This is a genomic window from Vibrio sp. JCM 18905, assembly GCF_055393305.1.
On record NZ_AP043879.1, the window covers coordinates 516,277 to 531,593 of the forward strand.

9 protein-coding genes, 4 tRNA genes and 3 rRNA genes are annotated in these 15,317 nt (G+C 46.2%); 13 read left to right on the forward strand and 3 right to left on the reverse strand.

What is annotated here, in order from left to right:
• The first annotated feature begins 1 nt into the window (after nucleotide 1).
• The 12 genes from pgeF (at nucleotide 2) to ACZ5ZC_RS10645 (ending at nucleotide 11,596) form a co-directional block, all read left to right on the forward strand.
• The gene (gene pgeF / locus ACZ5ZC_RS10590; protein ID WP_258669637.1) at nucleotides 2-730 is read left to right on the forward strand and encodes a peptidoglycan editing factor PgeF; all 729 of its coding nucleotides are present in this window, start codon (nucleotides 2-4) and stop codon (nucleotides 728-730) included.
• Nucleotides 731-874: 144 nt separating this feature from the next.
• Nucleotides 875-3,448: an ATP-dependent chaperone ClpB gene (gene clpB / locus ACZ5ZC_RS10595; protein ID WP_464931907.1), complete on the forward strand. Its 2,574-nt coding sequence runs from the start codon at nucleotides 875-877 to the stop codon at nucleotides 3,446-3,448.
• 550 nt (nucleotides 3,449-3,998) lie between these two features.
• Nucleotides 3,999-5,551: ribosomal RNA gene (locus tag ACZ5ZC_RS10600) — 16S ribosomal RNA — on the forward strand.
• Between the two features lie 66 nt (nucleotides 5,552-5,617).
• A tRNA-Ile gene (locus tag ACZ5ZC_RS10605) sits at nucleotides 5,618-5,694 on the forward strand.
• 42 nt (nucleotides 5,695-5,736) lie between these two features.
• Nucleotides 5,737-5,812, forward strand: a tRNA-Ala gene (locus tag ACZ5ZC_RS10610).
• 298 nt (nucleotides 5,813-6,110) lie between these two features.
• Nucleotides 6,111-9,001 (forward strand): 23S ribosomal RNA (locus tag ACZ5ZC_RS10615).
• A gap of 85 nt (nucleotides 9,002-9,086) precedes the next feature.
• Nucleotides 9,087-9,203: ribosomal RNA gene (gene rrf, locus ACZ5ZC_RS10620) — 5S ribosomal RNA — on the forward strand.
• The 16S, 23S and 5S rRNA genes sit together here with 4 tRNA genes alongside, the layout of an rRNA operon.
• Before the next feature lie 46 nt (nucleotides 9,204-9,249).
• Nucleotides 9,250-9,326 (forward strand) — tRNA-Asp (locus tag ACZ5ZC_RS10625).
• A gap of 35 nt (nucleotides 9,327-9,361) precedes the next feature.
• Nucleotides 9,362-9,438, forward strand: a tRNA-Trp gene (locus ACZ5ZC_RS10630).
• A 345-nt stretch (nucleotides 9,439-9,783) separates the two neighbouring features.
• Nucleotides 9,784-10,116 carry a DUF1904 domain-containing protein gene (locus ACZ5ZC_RS10635; RefSeq protein ID WP_005391613.1) on the forward strand — a complete coding sequence of 111 codons (333 nt, stop codon included), beginning with the start codon at nucleotides 9,784-9,786 and terminating at the stop codon, nucleotides 10,114-10,116.
• 12 nt (nucleotides 10,117-10,128) lie between these two features.
• The gene (gene mepA / locus ACZ5ZC_RS10640; protein ID WP_237283612.1) at nucleotides 10,129-10,965 is read left to right on the forward strand and encodes a penicillin-insensitive murein endopeptidase; all 837 of its coding nucleotides are present in this window, start codon (nucleotides 10,129-10,131) and stop codon (nucleotides 10,963-10,965) included.
• Nucleotides 10,966-11,287: 322 nt separating this feature from the next.
• Nucleotides 11,288-11,596 (forward strand): hypothetical protein, encoded by a 309-nt coding sequence (locus ACZ5ZC_RS10645; RefSeq protein ID WP_005391608.1) that lies wholly within the window; start codon nucleotides 11,288-11,290, stop codon nucleotides 11,594-11,596.
• Between the two features lie 42 nt (nucleotides 11,597-11,638).
• Here ACZ5ZC_RS10645 and ACZ5ZC_RS10650 read toward each other — a convergent pair whose 3' ends face one another.
• The 3 genes from ACZ5ZC_RS10650 to rdgC form a co-directional block, all read right to left on the reverse strand.
• Entirely contained in the window at nucleotides 11,639-11,893 is a 255-nt protein-coding gene (locus tag ACZ5ZC_RS10650; protein ID WP_464931908.1) for a YfhL family 4Fe-4S dicluster ferredoxin, read from the reverse strand.
• 2 nt (nucleotides 11,894-11,895) lie between these two features.
• Entirely contained in the window at nucleotides 11,896-13,296 is a 1,401-nt protein-coding gene (gene trhP, locus ACZ5ZC_RS10655; RefSeq protein WP_006741904.1) for a prephenate-dependent tRNA uridine(34) hydroxylase TrhP, read from the reverse strand.
• A 165-nt stretch (nucleotides 13,297-13,461) separates the two neighbouring features.
• Nucleotides 13,462-14,376 carry a recombination-associated protein RdgC gene (gene rdgC / locus ACZ5ZC_RS10660; protein ID WP_464931909.1) on the reverse strand — a complete coding sequence of 305 codons (915 nt, stop codon included), beginning with the start codon at nucleotides 14,374-14,376 and terminating at the stop codon, nucleotides 13,462-13,464.
• Between the two features lie 224 nt (nucleotides 14,377-14,600).
• Here rdgC and phoB point away from each other — a divergent pair, with 224 nt between their 5' ends.
• Complete coding sequence (gene phoB / locus ACZ5ZC_RS10665) at nucleotides 14,601-15,290, forward strand: phosphate regulon transcriptional regulator PhoB (protein WP_005381752.1); 690 nt, start codon at nucleotides 14,601-14,603, stop codon at nucleotides 15,288-15,290.
• The last annotated feature ends 27 nt before the right edge of the window (nucleotides 15,291-15,317 follow it).

Genomic DNA, 15,317 nt, shown 5'->3' on the forward strand with positions numbered 1-15,317 from the left:
GATGAAGACAATCATTCCGAATTGGCGTGCGCCTAAAAATGTCAAAGCTTTTGCCTCAACACGCATAGGCGGTTTTTCGACAGGCCCTTATCAAGGGCTAAATTTAGGTACTCACGTTGGGGATGATTTGTCTTTAGTAGAGAAGAACCGAGCTTGGTTGGCGCAGCAGGCGAACATGCCAAATGCGCCAATCTGGTTAAACCAAACGCATTCGACCGTTGTGGCTCAAGCAAATGAACCAACAACACAAGTGCTTGATGCGGACGGTGTATTTACTTCTTCAAGCCATGTTGTTTGTTCAGCGATGACCGCCGATTGTCTACCTGTATTATTGACTAATACACAAGGCACGCAGGTCGCTGCCGTTCATGCAGGGTGGCGCGGCTTAGCAAATGGTATTGTCGAAAATGCATTAGCGTTGTTTTCAGGTGAAGTGATAGCGTGGCTTGGGCCTGCTATTGGGCCTGAAGCTTTTGAAGTGGGTGAAGATGTTCTGCAAGCTTTTGTTGATTTTGACTCACAGGCGCATCAAGCATTTACTCCACGCGATATCGACGGCAAATGGTTTGCTGACATGTCGGTGCTGGCAACGCAACGTCTAAATCGAGCTGGTGTGACACAAGTGTTTGACTCTGGACTTTGTACTTACCAAGATAAAGCCTCTTTTTATTCGTATCGCCGTGATGGTAAAACTGGTCGGCAAGCTACCTTTATTTGGATTGAAGATTAGTTATAAGCACTAAAGTGCCAAGATGCATAGTGCTATTTTTGCAAAGCTATCTTTATTCATTCACTCCCTTGAAATTCCTCCTCTGAGTATCCATCTTTCTAACTGTCAAAAGAATTTCCTTTAGTTGAGGTTAGGAAGGTAGATATGCGTCTTGATCGATTCACAAGTAAGTTTCAAATCGCTATCTCTGATGCTCAATCACTAGCGTTAGGGCGCGATCATCAATATATCGAGCCAGTTCACCTAATGGTGGCTTTGCTTGACCAAAATGGCAGTCCAATTCGTCCATTGCTTACTATGCTGGATGTGGACGTAACGCATTTACGCTCTAAATTGAGTGAAATGCTAGATCGATTACCAAAAGTCAGTGGCATCGGTGGAGATGTACAGCTCTCTAGTTCGATGGGCACGTTGTTTAACCTGTGTGACAAAGTGGCGCAAAAGCGTCAAGACTCCTATATCTCGTCTGAAATCTTCCTGCTTGCTGCTTTAGAAGATCGCGGACCATTGGGGCAATTACTCAAAGAGATCGGTTTAACAGAGCAAAAAGTTAGCCAAGCAATCGAAAAGATCAGAGGTGGTCAAAAAGTTAATGACCCGAATGCAGAAGAGCTTCGCCAGGCATTGGAAAAGTTCACCATTGACCTTACCGAGCGAGCAGAGCAGGGCAAACTGGATCCGGTTATCGGCCGTGATGATGAAATTCGCCGTACCATCCAAGTATTGCAGCGCCGTACTAAAAATAACCCTGTGATCATCGGTGAACCTGGCGTAGGTAAGACCGCAATTGTTGAAGGCTTAGCTCAGCGCATTGTCAACAATGAAGTGCCAGAAGGTTTACGTGGTCGCCGCGTGCTGTCATTAGATATGGGCGCACTGGTTGCTGGTGCTAAGTACCGTGGTGAATTTGAAGAGCGCTTGAAGTCGGTATTGAATGAACTCGCTAAAGAAGAAGGTAATGTCATTCTATTTATCGACGAGCTCCATACTATGGTTGGTGCGGGTAAAGGTGAAGGTTCAATGGATGCGGGGAACATGCTCAAACCTGCATTAGCCCGTGGTGAACTGCACTGTGTTGGCGCAACAACACTTGATGAATACCGTCAGTACATCGAAAAAGATGCGGCGTTAGAACGTCGTTTCCAAAAAGTGCTGGTGGATGAGCCGACCGTTGAGGATACAGTGGCGATTTTACGTGGCTTGAAGGAGCGTTATGAGCTTCATCATCACGTTGAAATTACTGACCCAGCGATTGTTGCAGCGGCGAGTTTGTCACATCGTTATGTTTCTGACCGTCAACTGCCAGATAAAGCGATCGACTTAATCGACGAAGCGGCTTCAAGCATTCGTTTACAAATTGACTCTAAGCCAGAGTCATTAGATAAGCTTGAGCGTAAAATCATTCAACTCAAAATTGAGCAACAGGCGCTTAGTAACGAGCACGACGAAGCGAGTGAAAAGCGTTTGAAAGCGCTTAATGAAGAACTCAATGAAAAAGAACGAGAGTACGCTGAACTAGAAGAGGTTTGGAATACAGAAAAAGCCGCACTTTCTGGCACTCAACATATTAAGTCTGAGCTTGAACAAGCTCGTATGGATATGGAGTTTGCTCGCCGAGCTGGTGATTTAAACCGCATGTCGGAACTTCAATATGGTCGTATTCCTGAACTTGAGAAGCAGTTAGATCTTGCAACCCAAGCGGAAATGCAGGAAATGACACTATTGCGTAATAAAGTAACCGACAACGAGATTGCAGAAGTACTTTCTAAGCAAACTGGCATCCCAGTATCCAAGATGCTAGAAGCGGAAAAAGAGAAACTACTTCGTATGGAAGACGTACTGCATAATCGTGTGGTAGGGCAAAGCGAAGCGGTCTCTGTTGTATCGAATGCCATTCGTCGTAGTCGAGCTGGGCTTTCTGATCCAAACCGACCAATTGGCTCCTTCTTATTCTTAGGTCCAACTGGTGTAGGTAAAACAGAGCTTTGTAAGACACTTGCGAGCTTTATGTTCGACAGCGAAGATGCGATGGTCCGTATCGACATGTCTGAGTTCATGGAGAAACACTCAGTGGCAAGATTGGTGGGTGCGCCTCCAGGCTATGTCGGATATGAAGAGGGTGGTTACTTAACGGAAGCGGTTCGTCGCAAGCCGTATTCGGTAATTTTGTTAGATGAAGTAGAGAAAGCGCATCCGGATGTATTTAACATTCTGCTGCAAGTTCTCGATGATGGGCGTTTAACGGATGGTCAAGGTCGTACTGTTGACTTCCGTAATACGGTTGTGATCATGACATCGAACTTGGGTTCATCTCGTATCCAAGAGAATTTCGCAACATTAGACTATCAAGGTATCAAGAGTGAAGTAATGGATGTGGTTAGCAAACACTTCCGTCCTGAGTTCTTGAACCGTGTTGACGAAATCGTGGTGTTCCATCCACTTGGTCAAGAGCACATCAAGTCCATCGCTTCTATTCAATTAGAACGTTTGGCGAAACGACTAGAAGAAAAAGGATATCAACTAGAGGTTTCTGACAAAGTACTCGATTTGATCGCTCAAGTTGGTTTCGACCCTGTATATGGTGCGCGTCCTTTAAAACGCGCAATTCAACAGAATGTCGAGAACCCATTAGCCAAATCGATTCTTTCTGGTGAAATTGTTCCAGACAAGAAAGTGCAGCTAATCGTTACTAATGACCAAATTCGTGCCCATCAGTAATTGCACGGATACAATAAGAAATGAGATAAAAATCACATTCAAGGGGCCATTTGGCCCCTTTTCTATAATGTTTTAGAACCTTTTGCCTATTTTCTATACGAATGAACTAAAAAGGTGAGTTTTTTTAAAAATGCACTTGTGTTCCTTAATGAACGCCCTATAATGCGCCTCCGTTGTCAAGGGAAAGCAAGTTAAGCGAAGCCTAGACAACAAGGTCAGTGGGTTAAGAATTAACTCGCAGATAAATAACTTAAAAAAGTGTTTGACACGATAAGTTATCTAGCTAAAATGGCCGTCCACTTTGAAGAGAACTTCAAAGTGCGCTCTTTAAAAATATAGACCTATCAATCTGTGTGGGCACTCGTTGATGATAATCCAATTAGAAGCTTCGGCTTCAAATTAGGTTTCAATGAAACGAAGTGACCATTCGAATTGGGATGCAGCCTTGAGCTGTTTTATTTCACTTTTTAAAAGTGAAAACCAATAAGAGCACAGTCAATTCAAACATTACTTATGTAATGTTCAGTATTCATTGAGCAGACAAAATCTTAAATTGAAGAGTTTGATCATGGCTCAGATTGAACGCTGGCGGCAGGCCTAACACATGCAAGTCGAGCGGAAACGAGTTATCTGAACCTTCGGGGAACGATAACGGCGTCGAGCGGCGGACGGGTGAGTAATGCCTAGGAAATTGCCCTGATGTGGGGGATAACCATTGGAAACGATGGCTAATACCGCATGATGCCTACGGGCCAAAGAGGGGGACCTTCGGGCCTCTCGCGTCAGGATATGCCTAGGTGGGATTAGCTAGTTGGTGAGGTAAGGGCTCACCAAGGCGACGATCCCTAGCTGGTCTGAGAGGATGATCAGCCACACTGGAACTGAGACACGGTCCAGACTCCTACGGGAGGCAGCAGTGGGGAATATTGCACAATGGGCGCAAGCCTGATGCAGCCATGCCGCGTGTATGAAGAAGGCCTTCGGGTTGTAAAGTACTTTCAGTCGTGAGGAAAGCGTTGTAGTTAATAGCTGCATCGTTTGACGTTAGCGACAGAAGAAGCACCGGCTAACTCCGTGCCAGCAGCCGCGGTAATACGGAGGGTGCGAGCGTTAATCGGAATTACTGGGCGTAAAGCGCATGCAGGTGGTTTGTTAAGTCAGATGTGAAAGCCCGGGGCTCAACCTCGGAATAGCATTTGAAACTGGCAGACTAGAGTACTGTAGAGGGGGGTAGAATTTCAGGTGTAGCGGTGAAATGCGTAGAGATCTGAAGGAATACCGGTGGCGAAGGCGGCCCCCTGGACAGATACTGACACTCAGATGCGAAAGCGTGGGGAGCAAACAGGATTAGATACCCTGGTAGTCCACGCCGTAAACGATGTCTACTTGGAGGTTGTGGCCTTGAGCCGTGGCTTTCGGAGCTAACGCGTTAAGTAGACCGCCTGGGGAGTACGGTCGCAAGATTAAAACTCAAATGAATTGACGGGGGCCCGCACAAGCGGTGGAGCATGTGGTTTAATTCGATGCAACGCGAAGAACCTTACCTACTCTTGACATCCAGAGAACTTTCCAGAGATGGATTGGTGCCTTCGGGAACTCTGAGACAGGTGCTGCATGGCTGTCGTCAGCTCGTGTTGTGAAATGTTGGGTTAAGTCCCGCAACGAGCGCAACCCTTATCCTTGTTTGCCAGCGAGTAATGTCGGGAACTCCAGGGAGACTGCCGGTGATAAACCGGAGGAAGGTGGGGACGACGTCAAGTCATCATGGCCCTTACGAGTAGGGCTACACACGTGCTACAATGGCGCATACAGAGGGCGGCCAACTTGCGAGAGTGAGCGAATCCCAAAAAGTGCGTCGTAGTCCGGATTGGAGTCTGCAACTCGACTCCATGAAGTCGGAATCGCTAGTAATCGTGGATCAGAATGCCACGGTGAATACGTTCCCGGGCCTTGTACACACCGCCCGTCACACCATGGGAGTGGGCTGCAAAAGAAGTAGGTAGTTTAACCTTCGGGGGGACGCTTACCACTTTGTGGTTCATGACTGGGGTGAAGTCGTAACAAGGTAGCGCTAGGGGAACCTGGCGCTGGATCACCTCCTTAAACGATGATTATTGCGATGAGTGTTCACACAGATTGATACGGTTTATAAAGTAAAGAGACGATACTGGGTCTGTAGCTCAGGTGGTTAGAGCGTTCGCCTGATAAGCGAGAGGTCGGTGGTTCGAGTCCACTCAGACCCACCAATTTCTTTTCCAAGAAATTGGCTACAGTATCGACACCTTGATGGGGCTATAGCTCAGCTGGGAGAGCGCCTGCCTTGCACGCAGGAGGTCTGCGGTTCGATCCCGCATAGCTCCACCATCTTTAAGCGCATTCAATGAGTGCTTTTAAAAATGGTTTTCATCAGAAAATCTAGCTCTTTAACAATTTGGAAAGCTGACAAAACAACAATTTATTGTTGTTTGTAAAGTTCTCAATGTTTATCGAAAGATAAACACCAAAAAACACATTCAAGTGTTCTTGGCTTTTTGTTTTCATTTTTTCTAAAAATGAAGGTAAAGAGATGAGTCCGGCAAAATCGAATGTCTCTCGCTCATTCAAATAATGAGAGACAACTTTGGTGATTTGATTATCAACTCGAAACTCCTTCGGGTTGTATGGTTAAGTGACTAAGCGTACACGGTGGATGCCTTGGCAGTCAGAGGCGATGAAGGACGTATTAACTTGCGATAAGCCCAGATTAGGTAGTAAAAACCACTTGAGTCTGGGATTTCCGAATGGGGAAACCCACTTACATAAGTAAGTATCGTTATGTGAATACATAGCATAACGAGGCGAACCGGGGGAACTGAAACATCTAAGTACCCCGAGGAAAAGAAATCAACCGAGATTCCGAAAGTAGCGGCGAGCGAAATTGGACTAGCCCTTAAGCTTTATAGGCGTCAGGTGAACAAGCTGGAAAGCTTGGCGATACAGGGTGATAGCCCCGTAACTGACGACGCATATTCAGTGAAATCGAGTAGGGCGGGACACGTGATATCCTGTCTGAATATGGGGGGACCATCCTCCAAGGCTAAATACTACTGACTGACCGATAGTGAACCAGTACCGTGAGGGAAAGGCGAAAAGAACCCCTGTGAGGGGAGTGAAATAGAACCTGAAACCGTGTACGTACAAGCAGTAGGAGCAGGCTTTGTCCTGTGACTGCGTACCTTTTGTATAATGGGTCAGCGACTTATATTCAGTGGCAAGGTTAACCATCTAGGGGAGCCGTAGGGAAACCGAGTCTTAACTGGGCGTTCAGTCTCTGGATATAGACCCGAAACCAGGTGATCTAGCCATGGGCAGGTTGAAGGTTGAGTAACATCAACTGGAGGACCGAACCGACTAATGTTGAAAAATTAGCGGATGACTTGTGGCTAGGGGTGAAAGGCCAATCAAACCTGGAGATAGCTGGTTCTCCCCGAAAGCTATTTAGGTAGCGCCTCGGACGAATACTACTGGGGGTAGAGCACTGTTAAGGCTAGGGGGTCATCCCGACTTACCAACCCTTTGCAAACTCCGAATACCAGTAAGTACTATCCGGGAGACACACGGCGGGTGCTAACGTCCGTCGTGGAGAGGGAAACAACCCAGACCGCCAGCTAAGGTCCCAAATTACTACTAAGTGGGAAACGATGTGGGAAGGCTCAGACAGCCAGGATGTTGGCTTAGAAGCAGCCATCATTTAAAGAAAGCGTAATAGCTCACTGGTCGAGTCGGCCTGCGCGGAAGATGTAACGGGGCTAAGTAGTAAACCGAAGCTGCGGCAATGCACTTTTGTGCATTGGGTAGGGGAGCGTTCTGTAAGCGGTTGAAGGTGTGTGGTAACGCATGCTGGACGTATCAGAAGTGCGAATGCTGACATGAGTAACGATAAAGGGGGTGAAAAACCTCCTCGCCGGAAGACCAAGGGTTCCTGTCCAACGTTAATCGGGGCAGGGTAAGTCGACCCCTAAGGCGAGGCCGAAAGGCGTAGTCGATGGGAAACGGGTTAATATTCCCGTACTTCTTACAATTGCGATGGGGGGACGGAGAAGGCTAGGTGGGCCTGGCGACGGTTGTCCAGGTTCAAGTGCGTAGGCTGAGAAATTAGGTAAATCCGGTTTCTCTTAAGGCTGAGACACGACGTCGAGCTACTACGGTAGTGAAGTCATTGATGCCATGCTTCCAGGAAAAGCCTCTAAGCTTCAGATTGTAAGGAATCGTACCCCAAACCGACACAGGTGGTCGGGTAGAGAATACCAAGGCGCTTGAGAGAACTCGGGTGAAGGAACTAGGCAAAATGGTACCGTAACTTCGGGAGAAGGTACGCTCTCGACGGTGAAGTCCCTCGCGGATGGAGCTATTGAGAGTCGCAGATACCAGGTGGCTGCAACTGTTTATTAAAAACACAGCACTGTGCAAAATCGCAAGATGACGTATACGGTGTGACGCCTGCCCGGTGCCGGAAGGTTAATTGATGGGGTTAGACTTCGGTCGAAGCTCTTGATCGAAGCCCCGGTAAACGGCGGCCGTAACTATAACGGTCCTAAGGTAGCGAAATTCCTTGTCGGGTAAGTTCCGACCTGCACGAATGGCGTAATGATGGCCACGCTGTCTCCACCCGAGACTCAGTGAAATTGAAATCGCTGTGAAGATGCAGTGTACCCGCGGCTAGACGGAAAGACCCCGTGAACCTTTACTACAGCTTGGCACTGAACATTGACCCTACATGTGTAGGATAGGTGGGAGGCTTTGAAGCGCAGTCGCTAGATTGCGTGGAGCCGTCCTTGAAATACCACCCTTGTAGTGTTGATGTTCTAACGTCGACCCCTCATCGGGGTTGCGGACAGTGCCTGGTGGGTAGTTTGACTGGGGCGGTCTCCTCCCAAAGCGTAACGGAGGAGCACGAAGGTGGGCTAATCACGGTTGGACATCGTGAGGTTAGTGCAATGGCATAAGCCCGCTTGACTGCGAGAATGACAATTCGAGCAGGTGCGAAAGCAGGTCATAGTGATCCGGTGGTTCTGAATGGAAGGGCCATCGCTCAACGGATAAAAGGTACTCCGGGGATAACAGGCTGATACCGCCCAAGAGTTCATATCGACGGCGGTGTTTGGCACCTCGATGTCGGCTCATCACATCCTGGGGCTGAAGTCGGTCCCAAGGGTATGGCTGTTCGCCATTTAAAGTGGTACGCGAGCTGGGTTTAGAACGTCGTGAGACAGTTCGGTCCCTATCTGCCGTGGGCGTTGGAGAATTGAAAGGGGCTGCTCCTAGTACGAGAGGACCGGAGTGGACGAACCTCTGGTGTTCGGGTTGTGTCGCCAGACGCATTGCCCGGTAGCTAAGTTCGGGATCGATAACCGCTGAAAGCATCTAAGCGGGAAGCGAGCCTTGAGATGAGTTCTCCCTGATACTTTAAGTATCCTAAAGGGTTGTCGTAGACTACGACGTTGATAGGCAGGGTGTGTAAGCGTTGTGAGGCGTTGAGCTAACCTGTACTAATTGCCCGTGAGGCTTAACCATACAACACCCAAGGGGTTTTGATGGACTCAATGAAAGAACATTGAATGTGTAAGAACGAAAACAGCTTTCCGAATTAAAGAATTTGCTTGGCGACCATAGCGTTTTGGACCCACCTGATTTCCATTCCGAACTCAGAAGTGAAACGAATTAGCGCCGATGGTAGTGTGGGGCTTCCCCATGTGAGAGTAGGACATCGCCAGGCTTTAAATTATGGACACTTGCTGATTACAAGCGAGTGATACCACTGCGGAGTGGTAGTTCAGTTGGTTAGAATACCGGCCTGTCACGCCGGGGGTCGCGGGTTCGAGTCCCGTCCACTCCGCCACTTATTTGAGAGTCGTCTCATTAAACACGAACTGCAGGGGTGTAGCTCCAATTGGCAGAGCAGCGGATTCCAAATCCGCGTGTTGGGAGTTCGAATCTCTCCACCCCTGCCATATATCAAGGCTCTGACTTAGGTCAGAGCCTTTTTCGTTTCTAACGAATAGTTCGAATAGTTGTCGATATCTGATACACATTGATCTTAAGAACATATTACATCGGTGACTTAAGCCATTCTATTTTTCCTTGCAATAGATTGCGTCACTAAGCTTCGGTGTATCGTTTTACCCCTTCTTACCTCTATTCATACTCCCATTATTCTTCGTTAGTGAGCTAGTTGATTTACTACTTGATCTATATGACGTGTATAGAAAAGGTTAGTGGTTACATTGGCTTGGATGATTACTGACTTGGTTCCTGTTATTATCATGAGTTAATGCTAATAATTAGGAAGTAAGTTTATGCCACATTTTCGATTCCGTGCTGTAGAGCCGCAAGCTGTTCAGGCACTATCAAAGCCTCTGACGGATGAACTTCAGCCTCTGATGGACTGTCCGCGTGAGGATTTTACTTTTGAGTACATCTACACTACGTTTTTCAATGAGGGCGAGGTGAGTGCTGCATATCCTTTTGTCGAAGTGCTTTGGTTTGACCGTGGTCAGGAAGTACAAGATAAAGTTGCTAAGCTTATTACACAGCAAGTTCGTGGTATTGCTGGTGCAGATATTGATGTTGCAGTTATCTTTTCAGCTTTATCCCCTAAAGCTTATTACGATAATGGCGAACACTACTAAAGGCTAAAAGCTATGAAGCTGAGTTTCATTGTATCTTTGGGTTTATGTTTCTCAGCTTCTGTATACTCTACTCCTTGGGAGTCTGTTGCTAACCCTACCCTAAACTCTTCTTCCTCTATTGGTAGTTATGCCAACGGTTGTTTGGATGGCGCATTACCTTTGCCTCTTGATGGCGTTGGTTATCAAGTTTTACGTAGTAAAACGAAACGCTACTATGGGCACCCTAAAACGATAGAGTTTATTGAAAACCTAGCGCTTCAAGCTCATCAAAATCTCAACACAACGCTGCTTATAGGTGACCTTTCTTTACCACGAGGAGGAAGGTTTTCTTCTGGCCATTCTAGTCACCAAACTGGGTTAGATATTGATATCTGGTTAAGACTCGCTGACCAACCGCTTTCTTATAACGAATTACAACTCCCTAAGCCAATGAGTGTGGTGGACTTAAAAGGGTATTCCATACTTAACCATCGCTGGGAAGATAGGCACTTTAGGCTGATTCGATATGCTGCACAGAGTGAGGATGTTGCACGAATTTTTGTACATCCTGTCATTAAGGAGCAGCTTTGCTCGCAAGAAGAAGGCAAAGAACGTTCTTGGTTACGTAAAGTTCGCCCTTGGTGGGGGCATCATTACCACTTCCACGTCAGGTTATCTTGCCCTGAGTCGAGTGGCTATTGTGTTGAACAAGCTCTGCCTCCCGCTGGTGATGGTTGTGGGGTAGAGCTTGCTAGTTGGGGACCGAAAGTTAAGCCTATCGATAAGCCTCCGTCTGCGAAAGTTATTGCTAAGCCCAAGCGAAAAAAAGCGATTCCACCGCAATGCCAATCACTTATCTCTACTAACTAGAGTGACTCTACAGGTTTATATTCCCTTACGTATCTCTTTTATGAAACTGGAGAAACATCATACTTTTGTCTACAGTGAATAATACCAATACAAAAACTAACCTAATTAGTTTTGGTGACATAATATAGAAATCTAAATTAAACAAAGAGTTGTAGTATAGATAAGTCGTAACTTCTCTGTTTAGAAAGATCTTTCGTCACGATACTTTGGTTTCTTAGCAATATGTCTGTCAGTTGGCTAGCGAAGCAATAACAAGGCAGACAAGTGTGTGAGGCGGGAATGGATACTTCTCCTGCTAGAAGAGTAAATCAAGGATAAAACCATGACTATGATTTGTGCAAAAGAATTTGCAGAGTGGTTAAGACACAGATTTAGCAGTGAAACGAAAGGGGTCTTATTGACTCGGGTTGATGTAAACCACCTGACAGGACGTCAGCGTCTTGATCCCGGATTTGTTAATGATGTGCATTACGAGCTGATGCAATATGGAATGGCTTTCGTTACGGACACGAGCCGAGAAAACTTTTATCTTGTGCCGGTTTCCCAAGCTGAAAATTGGCGAGATCGGTTAGAGTCTCATTTTGAAAAAGAGTTGTTTTGTAATATCTATCCTATTGAAAAGTCGGGTTAAAAAAAGGTTCAACTTTGTCTCCAAAGTTGAACCTACTTGTTCTTATGCTAACCCTTGAATAATCACGAACTTCTCCAGTAACTGCTCTTCTGTTTCTATATGCTCCGGGTCTGTGATGATGCATTTTGTAATCGGACACACTGACTGACAGGTCGGCTTTTCGTAATGTCCCTTACACTCTGTACATAGAGCTGGGTCAATCTCGAAAATGCTTTCTCCCATGCTGATTGCCCCGTTGGGGCATTCGGGATCGCACATGTCGCAGTTGGTGCATTTGTCAGTAATAAGCAAGGCCATGATTACTTACCAGTCGGGTTACGGGTGTCCTGCCCTGAGTTTAAGTTACGCATCAATAGACCGTATTCTAAATCTAGATCTGCTGGTACTGGAATGAAGACGAAGTGACCATTCCCTTTGGCATCCTCAATAGACTCTGACTTACGGTTTTCCATCGCTTCTAGCGTGAAAACAACATTACCTTTTGGCGTCATTAGCTCAAGACTATCACCGACAAGGAATTTATTTTTCACTTCTACTTCAGCCATATCGCCACGACGTTTACCAGTGAACTCACCGACAAACTGTTGAGCATCAGAGACTGAGTAGCCGTAATCGTAATTCTGGTAGGTGTCGTGAGTATGACGACGTAGGAAGCCTTCGGTATAGCCACGGTGAGCTAGGCTCTCTAGTGTACCCATTAGGCTTTCATCAAATGGTCGGCCTGCTACAGCGTCATCAATTGCTTTGCGGTAAACCTGTGCAGTACGAGCACAGTAATAGAATGATTTAGTACGACCTTCGATTTTCAGCGAGTGCACACCCATCTTGGTTAGGCGCTCAACATGCTGCACTGCTCGCAGGTCTTTAGAGTTCATGATGTAAGTACCATGTTCATCTTCGTACGCTGCCATTTTTTCTTCTGGACGGTGCGCTTCAGAAAGTAGAACGACTTCATCCGTTGGTTTACCACGACCAATTGTGGTTTCAGGGCGTTCGTCTTGTACTTCGACAGGCTGTGCTTCAGATGGGTCAAATTTCTCTACAATATCACCAGCGTCGTTTTCTTTGCCTTCTTCCACTTTGTATTCCCAACGGCACGCGTTGGTGCAAGTGCCTTGGTTAGGATCACGTTTGTTTATGTAACCAGAAAGTAGGCAACGACCAGAATAAGCCATGCATAATGCACCGTGAACGAATACTTCAAGTTCAGTTTCAGGACAATGCTCACGAATTTCTTCGATTTCTTCTAAAGATAGTTCGCGAGAAACGATCACACGTTCCACGCCATTCGCTGCCCAGAACTTAACAGTCGCCCAGTTTACAGCGTTTGCTTGTACAGAAAGGTGAATTGGCATTTCTGGGAAAGCTTCACGAACCATCATGATTAGGCCTGGATCTGACATGATCAATGCGTCAGGACCCATTTCTACGATTGGTTTAAGATCACGGATGAAGGTTTTTAGCTTCGAGTTGTGTGGTTGAATGTTACATACCACATAAAGCTTTTTGCCTAGAGCATGCGCTTCATCGATACCGATTTTTAGGTTTTCGTGGTTAAACTCATTGTTACGTACGCGAAGGCTGTAGCGAGGTTGGCCAGCGTAAACTGCATCTGCGCCGTAGGCGAATGCGTAACGCATGTTTTTCAGGCTTCCCGCAGGAGACAGTAGCTCAGGTACGAATGCTTTCTCAGTTGTCATTGCTCAATTCTCTTTTATCTGATCACAAGTCAGGCCAATTCCACCTAATGGAAATGGGGCGCAAATTTTACGTCAAAATGTGAACTGTGACTAGGGTAATTGTGCTTCAGATAGAAAAACGCCCTCAAAAAAAGTGAGGGCGTTATGGTTAACCTTTATACAACATTAAGCGTTAGGATTTGGTAAGCCGCCTAGCGCATCGTATAGGTTGGGTAGGAAAGCACTGAACTCCCCACACATCAGAGAGAAGTCTGCATCAAATCGAGCTGCTTGATCTTCACGTGGAATATCGTCATTTTGATCTTTCAATTCATCAGAGAATTTTAGACGCTTAATACCCGCATCTTCTGTCATGATGAATTCAATACGATCTTGCCAATTAAGTGCAAGCTTCGTTACGACTTTATCTGCTGCGATGTGGTTGCGGATTTCATCTGTGGCCAGCTCTTGCTTCTTACAACGAATCACGCCACCTTCTTCAAGCACGGATTTTAGCTCAGCTTCGTCCATCATGGTGATACCTTGAGGTGTGTCACCCGTTTTCACCCACTCGGTTAGCGTTGTTTCAATCGCTACTTCTGGAATGGCAGGAACAACAGGTAAACTACCCATGGTTTTACGAAGTAGTGCTAATACGTCTTCCGCTTTTTTGTAGCTGCTTGCGTCAACAAGGATGAACCCTTCTTTTGGCATGATGAGCACGTGAGTGTGGCTGCTACGGCTAAATGCGCGAGGCAGTAAATCCATTACGATGTCATCTTTCAGGTTGTCTTTCTCTTTCTTCTTCAGAGGACGACCTTCTTGCGCTTCCATTGCTTCTACTTTTGCATTCAATGACTCTTTGATCACTGAGGCAGGTAGCATTTTCTCTTCTTTCTTGGCGCAAATCAGAATGCGGTTTTCTGACACGTGAGTCATCATGTCGCCATGTCTACCCATTGCACTGACCCAGCCAAATTTCTGTTTATCTTGACTGCCACATGGGGTGAATCGGAATTCAGACAGTTGAGTTTCTAGTTGTTCGGCGTTGAAAGTAACCTCGCGGTTAACGCGGTATACCAGACAGTTTTTAAACCACATAAATCTTCTCTAGGCTTGATGACAAGGGACTAATCATAGGGAATTTTTGTGCTGATGTCTTAATAGAAATGAAAAATATCCGAATGAACCTCAAAAGAAAGTTATATGAAAATTTGTTTTCAAAGGTCACAAAAGTGTCATAATTGGTGGTGATAATGCTTATGCATAGAGGGGCGCTTTGTCTCTTAAATTCATTAGCTCAACGAACATAAGGTTACTCAATTATGTCTAGAAGGATTCTGGTTGTTGAAGACGAAGCTCCTATTCGCGAAATGCTGTGCTTCGTACTTGAGCAGAAAGGTTACCAAGCGGTAGAAGCGGAAGATTACGATACTGCAGTAACCAAACTGGCTGAACCCTTCCCTGATTTAGTTTTACTGGATTGGATGTTACCAGGCGGCAGCGGCATTAACTTCATCAAACACATGAAGCGAGAGGAATTAACGCGCAACATTCCAGTTGTGATGCTTACCGCTCGTGGTGAAGAAGAAGATAAAGTGCGCGGTTTAGAAGTCGGTGCGGATGACTACATTACTAAGCCATTCTCTCCTAAAGAGTTGGTTGCGCGCTTAAAAGCGGTGATTCGTCGCGTAACCCCGACCGCACTGGAAGACGTAATTGATGTGCAGGGATTGAAGCTTGATCCTGTATCACACCGTGTCACGGCTAATGATGCACCATTAGATATGGGCCCAACAGAATTTAAAATGCTGCATTTTTTCATGACGCATCAAGAGCGTGTGTACAGCCGTGAGCAGCTATTAAACAATGTTTGGGGTACTAACGTGTATGTCGAAGATCGTACGGTTGATGTTCATATTCGCCGCCTGCGTAAAGCATTGGAAGCCGCAGGTCATGATAAGCTGATCCAAACTGTTCGTGGTGCTGGATACCGCTTCTCGACAAAGGCATAAATTAACACGCAGCTTATCGGTACCATT